This is a genomic window from Evansella sp. AB-P1 (assembly GCF_029688925.1).
In the GTDB taxonomy this organism is placed as follows: Bacteria; Bacillota; Bacilli; order Bacillales; family Salisediminibacteriaceae; genus Evansella.
Genome location: NZ_JARUKY010000001.1, coordinates 84083 through 96750 on the forward strand (window position 1 = coordinate 84083; position 12668 = coordinate 96750).

Here is a 12668-nt window from a genome sequence, read left to right on the forward strand (position 1 = left end):
TTTTATATTAGCCATTTTAGCATTATCGTAAAGTACCTGTAGTTATAATTCTAGATTCCACATGTGTTGTAACTGTTGCACGACTAAAGACATCGTTCCAATGATTTTTGTCCCATTTACTCCTATCTTTCATTCGAAAATAATGACCAATGCCAATGGGATCAATTTCTAACTCTTGGAATGTATTGATAGCAGAAACGATTCTACCTTCAATTTGCTCAGCTAATTTTTCTTCTAGCTTTTGTCGTTCCTCTTGAATTTCTAAATTCAGTTCTCCTGTATAATCAATAACGGCACCACTTAAGTAGACGTGTAAAAAGATTTCAGGATTATTAGGATCACCATTGGATTTTATTTTTCTCCTAGAACGAACAAAATTAATTATTACCTTCGTTCGTTCCTCATTGTTATTCTCATCAATAACGTACGATATATCAGCTATTTTTTGGTTTTTTCTCAAGGCTTCAACGATTTTTGCTTCATCTCTTTCCATTGTACCGACCATCTTTTCCCCTTTAAATAATGCGACCATGGAAATTTTCATAGACTCATTACTTACATTCTCAAGATATGGCACCATTGGATCTGAAACTCTATTTGTAGATTGGCGAATAAATTGATGAATCGAAGTAAAGGGGCTAAAAGCAGTTATTGTAGTTGGTTCTAACAGTTTATTTAAATATCGATTAATATCAGGTTTATCCGTATAATCCTTCGTGAGAAATTCCTTCATTGATCCTTTCACTACAGCTACATATGTATTTGTTCCAACTCGAGGGTCTCGATATAGGTTTTCTAGTGTTTCCCATACGCCCTTTTCCCTTGCAAACTCCTCACTGAACAAAATAACCCGAAGTTGGGCTGTAGATAATATTTTTTCTGATATGGTAGATCCCTCCATAAGTGCTTCGTGTGGGGAGTTTACTTTCGTTGTATATACTTGTGTTTTCGTTTCAGCATCTTTTTCAGGTTGAGGTAACGTTAATGTAATCTCCATTTTCCCCTTGTCTGAAACATCGATGCCCATTACGCCAACCATACCGTAGTTTTCTATGGTCGGTTGTTCATATTGTATATTACAGGCTGTTAATAAAGAGATGCACATTATAAAAATAACTAGTTTTATTTTCATGTGCTAGACCCCTTTCTACTTTTAATCTTGTGAAGCATCAACAAAAATATTGGCAGTAAAAATAACACGTAGCCTGCGTATACAACCCAGTTATCATATGCTAATCGTTGGAAAGTATTAGGAATTGGACCTGCTACTATAAATGCAGAAACAACACTTAGTATATACAGGTGTCTCGTTTTGTTTTTGTGCTTGCTGAGTACTGCATCTAGTCCTTTTTTGGCTACCCATAAAAAAATGGATGCTTTAGCTAAAGATAAGAAAATGTACAAAGTGATCCCTAAGTTTTCAATTCTTTCTACGTTAGAAAGCTCCACTGCTTGATATAAGTTAAGGAGTGGATATAATAGATTTTCAAGTTGCCAAGTAGAAAAGTAAACGACGCTAGCGATACAAATTAATAAAAGTAGTAAGATATACAGTAAAACACCAATGATGGTATGCTTATAAGCTTTTTTCTGATCTGTAATATAAGGGTAATAAAAAAGAATTAAAGATAATCCTAGCATCGTATGGCTTCCCTGATGCATAGCTAAAATCCAATGGGACACTCCTTGTTCAATCCTTGGAAATAGGTGGGTGAATATGGCATCACCGAAGGCCCATTGACTGTAATACCCCATCCAAACTGTCATAAAAAAAGCTAGCATACTAAAGCGGGCGATGGATTTAATCCCTCCGTTGACAATACAAACCATGACAAGAAAATAAGTAATTGTCGTAAATAAAATCGTATAATTAGGTAATGTAACTGATTGAACAATTCTTACATGTAATTGAGTTTCACTAGCTACTTGGAAAATAGCGTAAAGAAGTATTAGTACATTTACTCCTTTTCCTAACCATTTTCCAACTAATTTTTCGTTTATCACATATAACGTGTCACTTGGGTAATGACTGCATAAACGTAACATCGGTATAAGTAAGATTGTAGCTAAGATAAAATAAATAAATGGGATTAACCATAAGTTATGCCCAACAGTACTTAAATTGTGAGATATAGAAAAATTATACATACCACCTAGGCTACAATTCGTGAGAAATATAACGTGGTACTTGTTTAATTTTTTAAATTTTCCCTTATCCATATCCCCTACTCCTCATCTAATGGCCTTGTCAATTGCTTTTTTGCCCTTGACATTCCGGATCTTGTAACTAAAAAGTTGACTGGCGCCCGTAAAACACTATTTAATAGGTCTGTCCACTGTCTCGGAATGACTGGTGACATAAAAGGTGAACCAAGAGATGTTAAATTAGATAAATGATTCATCATCCATGCAAAAAAAATTGCTTGTCCGTATATACCTAAAGAACCTCCAGCAATAATAAAGCCGTATCTAATAAAGCGAATGCCATTACTCATTAAATAGTTTGGTGGTATAAAGGAGAGTAAGGCGGTAACTGCAACAAGTACAATAAGAACATTACTTGCAAGACCTGCTTCAACAGCGGCAGTTCCTATAACAATTCCTCCAACGATACCGATCGTTTGACCGATTTTTGTCGGCATCCTCGCACCTGCTTCCCGGAGAATTTCAATTACCATTTCAATTACTAATACTTCTAAGACAGGTGGGAAGAACACTTGCGCTCTTGATTCAGAAAGTGTAACCAATAACTGCGGTGGGAGCATCTCTGGATGGAACGTTAAAACAGATACATACGTCGATGTTAGTAAAATAGAAACGAAGAATCCTCCTAATCGGATGGCGCGAATTAATGAGGCGGTTGTCCAGCGATTATAATGATCCTCTGTTGTTATAAACATTTCAATAAATGTTGCTGGTAAAATAGCAACCTCTGGACTCCCATTTAGCATGACGATAATTCTTCCATCAAGTAAAGACTCTACTGCATAATCCGTACGTACAGTGAACCCGTGTTGTGGAAATGGGGAAAAGGGTTTATCCTCTAAAGCTTGCTTTAACAGAGGTAATGCTACAAATCCTTGGTATTCAATATTTTTTATACGATAGAGAACTCGATCAACATTTTCTTTATTTGCTATATTCTCCATATAAACAACAGCAACGGTATCATTTGTTTCTGTACCCATAGGTATTAATGTTGTTTTAAGATTAGGTGAATGAATTCTCCTTTTAATCAACGATAGACTAGTCATTAACGATTCTGTAAAGGAGTCTTGTGGACCTAAAATGGTTGTTTCATTTTCTGCAGTAGTGATTGAACGTTCTTCCACGCTAAAGGTATTTACTTTTAGTAACGCATCTCTTTCAACGAAAAACAAAACAGAATACCCACTCATGATGTCGTGAAGGGAAGCCTGTAGGTCATTTATATCCCCATCGGTACTATTTTTCAGTACCTCTTTTGGAGTAGCATCTCCTATATTATTTAGTGGGTTTAAAACTAAATCTTGTAAGGTGCTAGACTTTGTTAAGGTCGATAAATAAATTAAGAAAACCTTTTCACCTTTAATTGATATTTCTTTCATTTCTATATCATCAATGTTCTTTAATTTATTTTTCAAACTCTCCACTGTAACTCTTTCTGGTGCTTGTGAGGTCTGATCTTGATTTTCTTGCTGTTGAGAAATTGTTTTATTTATACTCTTTTTAAACCAATTCCATAGCATTCATGATCACCATCCTCAACCTATCAATAATTGTAGTGAGATACTTATACACTATTTGTCCGAAACACTGGTTTATGTAGCAACCTAAAAATTAGGTTGTTACAAATACGGAAAATTTATGCACTTCATATATTTCATCCCTGTTTGTACGCCTAGAGTAAACAAATGTGAACACATGAGAGAATATCTCTCGTGAAATACGAGTAAAACACGAACGATAAAACTTTATTAAACAATAATGTTCGAATTTTAGTTGACTTTTAATTTCCCATCTTGTTATGATAGAAATAGAAAATTGAAGATAATAATTACCTCATATAATCATGGGAATATGGCCCAAAAGTTTCTACCTGATAACCGTAAATTATCAGACTATGAGGGTGACTAAACACAGAAGTAAAAACGAATAGATTGGGTCTATGGGCATTGCTCCGTTTGTCGAGAATGGATAAGACCTCTCTATTGTTATGGAGAATTCCGCTAACGTGTTCCTTTGTCCCCTCTCTGTGACAAAAGGACACGTTTTTTTGTTTGGGTATTTTTAACAACTTGACAGACTTCACATGCAAGTTAGAATTTTGCACTATGGGGGATGAAAACAAGCATTTTTATCTATACTTCGTTGAGCTTTTATCCCGCGTATTTTCAGGGTAGACTTCAGGTGTAAGTCTACAGAAGGAAAAATTTAAAACGAAGTTTAATTAAGAAAATATATAAGGAGGCGTCGTTATGACTGCTAAGGTAGGCGTCATTATGGGTTCTACTTCTGACTGGGAGACGATGAAGCACGCTACAGAAACTTTAGATGAACTAGGAGTTGAATATGAGAAAAAGGTCGTATCAGCACACCGAACTCCTGACTATATGTTTGAATATGCAGAATCTGCTCAAAGTAGAGGAATCGAAGTGATTATTGCTGGTGCTGGTGGTGCTGCTCATTTACCAGGAATGGTGGCAGCGAAAACGATTTTACCTGTAATAGGGGTACCTATTCAGACGAAAGCATTAAATGGAATGGATTCCTTATTATCTATCGTGCAAATGCCTGCAGGAGTTCCAGTTGCTACAGTTGCCATTGGGAAAGCAGGTGCTACTAACGCTGGATTACTAGCAGCACAACAGCTAGCTGTTCATGATTCCAATTTAAGAAAAAAACTTGAGGATCGTCGCGAAGCTAAAAGAAAAGATGTTCTTGAAAATGGAGAGTTACAATGAACGAACGATGGATAGAACCTGGTAGAACGATTGGTATACTTGGTGGTGGGCAGCTAGGAAGAATGATGGCATTATCTGCAAGAGAAATGGGTTACCGTATTGCTGTATTAGAACCAACACCTGATTCCCCATGTGGGCAGGTTGCAGATATACAAATAGCAGCACCATACGATGATTTAACTGCTGCTAGGAAAATGGCGAAGCACTGCGATGTTTTAACATATGAGTTTGAAAATATTGATTCCATCACAGCCACATGGCTAGAGGAAAACTTATACTTACCTCAAGGAAGTGATCTCCTTTCTATTACACAAGATCGTATTTTAGAGAAGAGAGCAATCACATCCTTCCATGTTCCAGTCGTTCCCTTTGAGGCTATTTATACAAAGGATGACTTAATTAATAGCATAGAAAAATTAGGGTTACCTGCTGTTTTAAAAACGACACGAGGTGGTTATGACGGCAAAGGACAACATGTTTTTAAGGATATAAATGAAATAGAGGATGTATGGAAGGAAATGGGGGATAACAGTCCCTTTGTATTGGAAGCATGGATGCCTTTCGAAAAAGAAATTTCCGTTATTGTTACGAGAAGTGTTCATGGTGAAGTAACAACATTCCCGATTGCAGAAAATATTCACGTGAATAATATTTTGCATCAAACGATAGTCCCAGCAAGAATTGAAAGAGAAATTGAGAATGAAGCAATAAAAATTGCTAAGCACTTAGCTGAATCATTCCACTTAATTGGAACTTTAGCTGTGGAAATGTTTGTTGCTGACGGAAAAATTTATGTGAATGAATTAGCTCCAAGACCACATAATTCAGGACATTATACAATAAATGCTTGTGTAACCTCGCAGTTTGAACAGCATATTCGTGCCATTTGTGGATGGCCATTAGGTAGTACAGAATTGTTAAAACCAGTTGTTATGGTTAATATACTAGGGGAGCATGTGCCTAATGTACTGGAACATATTCGAGACCTTAAAGGTGCACAGCTTCATTTATACGGTAAGGCAGAAGCGAAGGTTGGGAGAAAAATGGGCCATGTAAATATTCTTGGTTCAACAACAGAAGAAATTCTAGAACATGTACAAGCTTCACCAATTTGGAAATAAGCTAATCATTAGGAGGAAAAAATATGATCGAACGTTATACTCGCCCAGAAATGGGTGCAATTTGGACAGAAGAAAATCGTTTTCAAGCTTGGCTAGAGGTTGAAATACAAGCATGTGAAGCGTGGGCAGAACTAGGGGATATACCAAAAGAAGATGTGAAGAAGATCCGTGAAAATGCTAGTTTCAACGTAGATAGAATTAAAGAAATTGAAGAACAAACTCGTCATGATGTTGTTGCTTTTACTAGAGCTGTTTCAGAAACATTAGGGGAAGAACGAAAGTGGGTTCATTACGGGTTAACATCAACAGACGTAGTTGATACAGCAACCTCCTACCAATTAAGACAAGCAAATGAGATTCTCGAAAAAGATATTATCAATTTTATAGATATTTTAAAAGAAAAGGCAAAAGAGCATAAAATGACTGTTATGATGGGGCGTACACATGGTGTTCATGCAGAGCCTACTACCTTTGGACTTAAAGTGGCACTTTGGTATGAGGAAATGAGACGTAACCTTGAACGCTTCCGTCATGCGGCAGAAACGGTACGAGTTGGAAAGATTTCTGGTGCTGTTGGAACATACGCAAATATTGACCCATTCGTTGAAAAATATGTATGTGAAGGGCTAGGACTTGAAGCTTCACCAATTTCTACACAAACGTTACAAAGAGACCGACATGCTCATTATATTGCTACCATTTCTTTAATTGCTTCATCCATTGAAAAAATGGCAGTGGAGATTCGTGGATTACAAAAGAGTGAAACGAGAGAAGTTGAGGAGTTCTTTGCTAAAGGACAAAAAGGATCATCAGCAATGCCTCATAAGCGTAATCCGATTGGCTCTGAAAATATGACTGGACTTGCGAGAGTGTTAAGAGGTCACGTAGTTACAGCTTATGAAAATGTTGCTCTATGGCATGAAAGAGATATTTCCCATTCTTCTACAGAGAGAATCATTTTTCCAGATGCAACGATCTTGTTAAATTACATGTTAAACCGATTCGGAAACATTGTGAAAAACTTGACGGTGTTCCCTGAAAATATGAAACGAAATATGGAAAGAACATACGGTTTAATTTATTCACAACGGGTTCTTTTAACATTGATAGATAAGGGTATGGTAAGAGAAGAAGCTTATGACTTAGTACAACCTAAAGCAATGGAAGCTTGGGAAAAAGCAGTGCAATTCCGAACACTAGTAGAAGCAGATGATAACATTATGAGTCACTTATCGAAAGAGGAGCTTGACGACTGCTTCGATTACAATCACCACTTGAAGCACGTGGATACAATCTTTGACAGATTAGGATTAAATTAAACGAAAACGAATGGAGGGAGCACCTTGGAAAAAGGAGCTTGTCTTTACGAAGGAAAAGCAAAACGAATCTACGAAACAGAACAACCGGAAGTATTATGGGTAGAATACAAGGACGATGCTACAGCTTTTAACGGAGAGAAAAAAGATGTTCTTGAAGGAAAAGGACGATTAAATAATGAAATTAGTTCCCTTATTTTTACACAGCTAAAGAAAGAGGGAATTGAAAGTCATTTTATTGAAAGACTTTCAAGTAATGAACAATTAATTAAGAAAGTAGAGATCGTTCCTTTAGAAGTAGTTGTTCGAAATGTAGCAGCAGGTAGTTTAGTGAAGCGTTTAGGGTTGGAACGGGGACAAGTTTTTTCACCACCAATCGTTGAGTTTTATTATAAAGATGACGCCCTTGGTGATCCGATTATGACAGAAGAGCACATTAGAGTCATGAATCTTGCCACTACAGACGAAGTGGCACAATTAAAAGAAATGGCATTAAAGGTAAATGAACAACTTAAACAGTTGTTTAAAAATATAGGTATTCAATTAGTGGATTTTAAGCTTGAATTTGGTCGTGATCACACTGGTTCTCTTCTTTTAGCGGATGAAATCTCACCAGATACATGTCGTTTGTGGGATGAAAAAACAGGAGAATCCTTTGACAAAGATTTATTTCGCTTTCAGCTTGGAAGCTTGCAGGATGGTTATGAAACGATACTAACACGATTGGGAGGAAAACATTCATGATGTTTGAAGTAAAGGTTTACGTATCATTAAAGGAAGCTGTATTAGACCCACAAGGTAGTGCTGTTAAAGGATCGTTACATCACCTTGGTTTTGAAGGGGTAGAAGACGTACGAATTGGAAAAGTAATGTCATTACGCATAGAGAGCAATAAAGAGGAAATTGAAGATAAAGTGAAATCAATGTGTGACAAGCTTCTAGCAAATCCAGTTATTGAGGATTACCGCTTTGAAATTGAGGAGGTAGTTTCACAATGAAGTTTGCGGTCATTGTATTCCCAGGCTCCAACTGTGATTTAGATATGTACCATGCAGTAAAAGATGAACTTGGTACGGAAGTAGAGTATGTTTGGCATCATGATACTAGTTTAGAAGGGTACGATGGCATTCTCCTTCCTGGTGGATTTTCTTACGGAGATTATCTTCGTACAGGAGCTATTGCACGCTTTTCACCAATCATGGATGAAGTGATAAAAGCGGCTAAAGAAGGTAAACCAGTTCTTGGGGTTTGTAATGGATTTCAAATCCTTCTTGAGGCAGGATTATTACCAGGTGCAATGAGACGAAACCAAAACCTAAAATTTATTTGCCGTCCCGTAGAGCTCATTGTTGAGAACAATAATACATTATTTACAAACGGCTATGAGCAAAAAGAAGAGATTACTATTCCAGTAGCTCATGGTGAGGGTAACTACTATTGTGATGATGAAACACTAGAAAAACTAAAGAAAAACAATCAAATTGTTTTTTCCTATAAAGATGAAGTCAATGGATCTGTTTTAGATATTGCTGGAATAATGAATGAACAAGGAAACGTATTAGGCATGATGCCCCACCCAGAAAGGGCAGTAGATTCATTACTTGGTTCGGACGACGGTCTTCGCTTATTTAAATCGATTTTAAGTCACTGGAGGGAACGAAATGCAATTACTTCATGAACCATCTCCACAAATGATCAAGGAACAACGTATTTATGCTGAAATGGGTTTATCGGATGCAGAGTTCCAAATGGTAGAAGATATTTTAGGAAGATTACCTAACTATACAGAAACTGGATTGTTTTCTGTTATGTGGTCGGAGCACTGTAGCTATAAAAATTCAAAAGTATTGTTGAAGAAGTTCCCGACAACAGGTGAAAAAGTTCTTCAAGGACCTGGTGAAGGTGCCGGAATTATTGATATTGGAGACGAGCAAGCGGTAGTTTTCAAAATCGAAAGCCATAATCACCCTTCTGCAGTAGAACCTTATCAAGGAGCGGCTACTGGAGTTGGTGGTATTATTCGTGACGTTTTCTCCATGGGAGCAAGACCAGTAGCTTTATTAAACTCTTTAAGATTTGGTGAATTAGCTAATTCTCGTGTGAAATATTTGTTTGAAGAAGTAGTAGCGGGTATTGCTGGCTATGGTAACTGTATTGGAATCCCTACGGTAGGTGGAGAGGTTCAATTTGATTCTTGTTATGAAGGGAATCCACTAGTAAATGCCATGTGTGTTGGTTTAATCGACCATAAGGATATTCAAAAGGGACAAGCAAAAGGTGTTGGAAACGCCGTTATTTATGTTGGTGCTAGTACTGGCCGTGATGGTATTCACGGTGCAACCTTTGCATCAGAAGAGCTTAGTGAGGAAAATGAGTCTAAGCGTCCTGCAGTTCAAGTTGGAGATCCATTTATGGAAAAACTTCTATTGGAAGCTTGCTTAGAAGCAATTAAGAATGATGCACTCGTTGGGATTCAAGATATGGGTGCTGCAGGCCTTACATCTTCATCTGCAGAGATGGCAAGTAAAGCTGGATCTGGTATTGAAATGGATTTAGATAAAGTACCACAACGGGAAAAAGGGATGACACCATACGAAATGATGCTTTCCGAATCACAGGAAAGAATGCTTCTTGTTGTTCAAGCTGGTCGAGAGCAAGAAATGATTGATTTATTTGAACATTGGGGTCTTGAAGCAAAAGTTGTTGGTAGAGTTACGGACGATAAGAAACTGCGCTTAGTTCATAAAGGGGAAGTAGTAGCAGACGTTCCTGTTGACTCACTAGCAGAGGATGCGCCTGTTTATCACAAGCCTTCTGCTGAACCTGCTTATTACAGTCAGTTTCAACAGCAAGAAGCGTACAGTCCAGATGTAGCTAATATTAATGAAACGTTGAAGAAGTTATTAGCACAGCCTACAATTGCAAGTAAAGAATGGGTTTATGATCAATATGATTATATGGTACGAACGAATACGGTCGTTTCACCAGGCTCTGATGCTGCTGTCTTACGTATACGCGGAACAGAAAAAGCGTTAGCCATGACGACAGATTGTAATTCTCGTTATCTTTATTTAGATCCGAAAGTTGGTGGCCAGCTTGCTATTGCGGAAGCTGCTAGAAACTTAGTGTGTTCTGGAGCTAAGCCATTAGGTGTAACGGATTGTTTAAACTACGGAAATCCAGAAAAACCAGAAATCTTTTGGCAGCTAGAAAAGTCTACTGACGGTTTAAGTGAAGCGTGTGAAATACTAGAAACACCTGTTATCGGTGGTAACGTATCCTTATATAATGAAACGAACGGTGTAGCTGTTTATCCTACACCAGTTATCGGTATGGTAGGGTTAGTGGAAAATGTAGATCACATTACACGTCAGCAATTCCAACAAGCTGGAGACAACATCTATGTTGTTGGGCAAGCTGGAGATGATTTCGGTGGAAGTGAACTGCAAAAGTTGTTAGAAGGTACTATTTCAGGAAAAGCACCAGCAATTGACTTAAATGTAGAGAAAAAGCGTCAAGAGGAAGTGTTAGCTGCTATTCAAGCCGGTACCGTTTCATCTGCACACGATTTAGCAGAAGGTGGTTTTCTAGTAGCGTTAGCAGAGAGTACATTCGGAACAACATTTGGTGCAAGTGTTCAATTACAAGGAGAGAACGTTGTGAAAGAATGCTTTGCTGAATCTCCTTCTAGATATATTTTGACTGTTTCTCAAGAACAGAAAGAGCAATTTGAAAAACTAGTACCTGAAGCTATATGCATCGGTAAAGTGACAGAAGAATCTACCATTGATGTAAAAGGTGCCACTGGAGAAGTAGTAGTGAAAGAAGCGGTTCAAACACTTGAAGACACATGGAGAGGTGCCATTTCATGCTTGCTGAAATAAGAGGATTAAACGAAGAATGTGGGGTATTCGGAGTTTGGGGTCATAAAGATCCAGCACCTATTGCATATTACGGCCTTCATAGTCTTCAACATCGGGGACAAGAAGGGGCAGGAATTGTTGTAAGTGATGGAGAAAAGCTAATGGATCATAAAGGTATGGGGTTAGTGAACGAAGTGTTTAGTAAAGGTGAAATTAATCATATGCCTGGTAAAGGGGCCATCGGCCATGTCCGTTATACGACAGCTGGTGGAAGTAACCTTCTAAATGTACAGCCATTTGTTTTTAACTCTCAAACAGGTGGAAGTCTTGCTTTAGCACACAATGGAAACTTAGTAAATGCAAATGCCTTAAAGCGTCAGTTAGAAAGACAAGGAAGTATTTTTCAAACAACATCAGATACAGAGGTAGTGGCCCATTTAATTAAACGAAGTGGCTATGAAACGATAGAAGATCAAATAAAAAATGCACTCACAATGGTGAAAGGGGCATATGCGTTCATGTTCATGGTGGAAGGTAAGCTACTAGCAGCACTGGATCCAAATGGACTTCGCCCCTTATCTATTGGGAGATTAGGGGACGGGTATGTCCTCTCATCTGAGACGTGTGCCTTTGATATTATTGGAGCTACGTATGAAAGAGAAGTGGAGCCAGGTGAGCTTGTCATTATTGATGACGAAGGCTTACGTAGTGAACGTTTCTCTTCTTCACCGAAACGTGCCATTTGTTCTATGGAATATGTGTATTTTGCTCGTCCAGATAGTAATGTTGATGAAATTAATGTCCATCATGCAAGGAAAAATCTAGGGAAACAGCTAGCAGAAGAAAAGCCTGTTGAAGCAGATGTTGTAACTGGTGTGCCAGATTCAAGTATATCTGCCGCGATCGGATATGCAGAAACTGCTGGGATCCCGTATGAATTAGGACTAATTAAAAATCGTTATGTAGGTAGAACTTTTATTCAGCCATCTCAGGAGCTTCGTGAGCAAGGGGTAAAAATGAAGCTTTCTGCTGTTCGAGGGGTTGTAGAAGGAAAGCGCGTTGTCATGATTGATGATTCCATTGTTCGTGGAACGACCAGTCGAAGAATAGTAAAACTATTACGTGAAGCTGGTGCAAAGGAAGTGCACGTTCGAATCAGTTCACCACCTATAACAAATCCTTGCTTCTATGGGATCGATACATCTACTAAAGGGGAATTGATTGCTTCTGTTAAGACAGTAGAGGAAATTCGAGAAGAAATTGGAGCTGACACATTAGAATACTTAAGTGTAGAAGGACTACAGGAAGGTATTGGTCGTTCGAAAGAAATGGAAAATTGCGGACAGTGTCTTGCCTGTTTTACAGGTCAATATCCAACAGAAATCTATCCAGAATCAGACCATCCACAAGAGAAATGCTGAAGAG

11 protein-coding genes and 1 riboswitch are annotated in these 12668 nt (G+C 37.9%); of the genes, 8 read left to right on the plus strand and 3 right to left on the minus strand.

Annotation, left to right across the window (positions count from 1 at the left end; genetic code table 11):
- Nucleotides 1–22: 22 nt before the first annotated feature.
- Genes QA612_RS00375 through QA612_RS00385 form a run of 3 tightly spaced genes read right to left on the minus strand, consistent with a single transcriptional unit; the run spans nucleotide 23 to nucleotide 3728 of the window.
- Entirely contained in the window at nucleotides 23–1132 is a 1110-nt protein-coding gene (locus QA612_RS00375; RefSeq protein WP_278281752.1) for a Ger(x)C family spore germination protein, read from the minus strand.
- Nucleotides 1129–2220 carry a GerAB/ArcD/ProY family transporter gene (locus tag QA612_RS00380; RefSeq protein WP_278281753.1) on the minus strand — a complete coding sequence of 364 codons (1092 nt, stop codon included), beginning with the start codon at nucleotides 2218–2220 and terminating at the stop codon, nucleotides 1129–1131. The genes QA612_RS00375 and QA612_RS00380 overlap by 4 nt, the downstream gene beginning before the upstream one ends.
- Nucleotides 2221–2225: 5 nt before the next feature.
- Nucleotides 2226–3728, minus strand: coding sequence for a spore germination protein (locus QA612_RS00385; RefSeq protein ID WP_278281754.1), 1503 nt, complete (start codon nucleotides 3726–3728; stop codon nucleotides 2226–2228).
- Nucleotides 3729–4021: 293 nt separating this feature from the next.
- Nucleotides 4022–4123, plus strand: a riboswitch (purine riboswitch).
- Between the two features lie 334 nt (nucleotides 4124–4457).
- On the opposite strand from QA612_RS00385, the gene purE reads away from it, so the two are divergent.
- Genes purE through purF form a run of 8 tightly spaced genes read left to right on the plus strand, consistent with a single transcriptional unit; the run spans nucleotide 4458 to nucleotide 12664 of the window.
- Nucleotides 4458–4943 (plus strand): 5-(carboxyamino)imidazole ribonucleotide mutase, encoded by a 486-nt coding sequence (gene purE / locus QA612_RS00390; RefSeq protein ID WP_278281755.1) that lies wholly within the window; start codon nucleotides 4458–4460, stop codon nucleotides 4941–4943.
- Nucleotides 4940–6064 carry a 5-(carboxyamino)imidazole ribonucleotide synthase gene (gene purK, locus QA612_RS00395; protein WP_278281756.1) on the plus strand — a complete coding sequence of 375 codons (1125 nt, stop codon included), beginning with the start codon at nucleotides 4940–4942 and terminating at the stop codon, nucleotides 6062–6064. The genes purE and purK overlap by 4 nt, the downstream gene beginning before the upstream one ends.
- A gap of 23 nt (nucleotides 6065–6087) precedes the next feature.
- Nucleotides 6088–7383 carry an adenylosuccinate lyase gene (purB, locus tag QA612_RS00400; protein WP_278281757.1) on the plus strand — a complete coding sequence of 432 codons (1296 nt, stop codon included), beginning with the start codon at nucleotides 6088–6090 and terminating at the stop codon, nucleotides 7381–7383.
- Nucleotides 7384–7407: 24 nt separating this feature from the next.
- Nucleotides 7408–8124 carry a phosphoribosylaminoimidazolesuccinocarboxamide synthase gene (purC, locus tag QA612_RS00405; protein WP_278281758.1) on the plus strand — a complete coding sequence of 239 codons (717 nt, stop codon included), beginning with the start codon at nucleotides 7408–7410 and terminating at the stop codon, nucleotides 8122–8124.
- The gene (gene purS, locus QA612_RS00410) at nucleotides 8124–8378 is read left to right on the plus strand and encodes a phosphoribosylformylglycinamidine synthase subunit PurS (protein WP_278282099.1); all 255 of its coding nucleotides are present in this window, start codon (nucleotides 8124–8126) and stop codon (nucleotides 8376–8378) included. Before purC ends, purS begins: the two co-directional genes overlap by 1 nt.
- Nucleotides 8375–9058 carry a phosphoribosylformylglycinamidine synthase subunit PurQ gene (purQ, locus tag QA612_RS00415; protein ID WP_278281759.1) on the plus strand — a complete coding sequence of 228 codons (684 nt, stop codon included), beginning with the start codon at nucleotides 8375–8377 and terminating at the stop codon, nucleotides 9056–9058. The genes purS and purQ overlap by 4 nt, the downstream gene beginning before the upstream one ends.
- Nucleotides 9042–11264, plus strand: a complete 2223-nt coding sequence (gene purL, locus QA612_RS00420; protein WP_278281760.1) for a phosphoribosylformylglycinamidine synthase subunit PurL — start codon at nucleotides 9042–9044, stop codon at nucleotides 11262–11264. The genes purQ and purL overlap by 17 nt, the downstream gene beginning before the upstream one ends.
- On the plus strand, nucleotides 11249–12664 hold the full coding sequence (purF, locus tag QA612_RS00425; RefSeq protein WP_278281761.1) for an amidophosphoribosyltransferase: 1416 nt from the start codon (nucleotides 11249–11251) through the stop codon (nucleotides 12662–12664). The genes purL and purF overlap by 16 nt, the downstream gene beginning before the upstream one ends.
- Nucleotides 12665–12668 lie beyond the last annotated feature (4 nt).

Coding starts and splice junctions, on each gene's coding strand:
- QA612_RS00375 (WP_278281752.1), bottom strand. CDS start 1,132: ATGAAAATAAAACTAGTTATTTTTATAATGTGCATCTCTTTATTAACA.
- QA612_RS00380 (WP_278281753.1), bottom strand. CDS start 2,220: ATGGATAAGGGAAAATTTAAAAAATTAAACAAGTACCACGTTATATTT.
- QA612_RS00385 (WP_278281754.1), bottom strand. CDS start 3,728: ATGCTATGGAATTGGTTTAAAAAGAGTATAAATAAAACAATTTCTCAA.
- purE (WP_278281755.1), top strand. CDS start 4,458: ATGACTGCTAAGGTAGGCGTCATTATGGGTTCTACTTCTGACTGGGAG.
- purK (WP_278281756.1), top strand. CDS start 4,940: ATGAACGAACGATGGATAGAACCTGGTAGAACGATTGGTATACTTGGT.
- purB (WP_278281757.1), top strand. CDS start 6,088: ATGATCGAACGTTATACTCGCCCAGAAATGGGTGCAATTTGGACAGAA.
- purS (WP_278282099.1), top strand. CDS start 8,124: ATGTTTGAAGTAAAGGTTTACGTATCATTAAAGGAAGCTGTATTAGAC.
- purQ (WP_278281759.1), top strand. CDS start 8,375: ATGAAGTTTGCGGTCATTGTATTCCCAGGCTCCAACTGTGATTTAGAT.
- purL (WP_278281760.1), top strand. CDS start 9,042: ATGCAATTACTTCATGAACCATCTCCACAAATGATCAAGGAACAACGT.
- purF (WP_278281761.1), top strand. CDS start 11,249: ATGCTTGCTGAAATAAGAGGATTAAACGAAGAATGTGGGGTATTCGGA.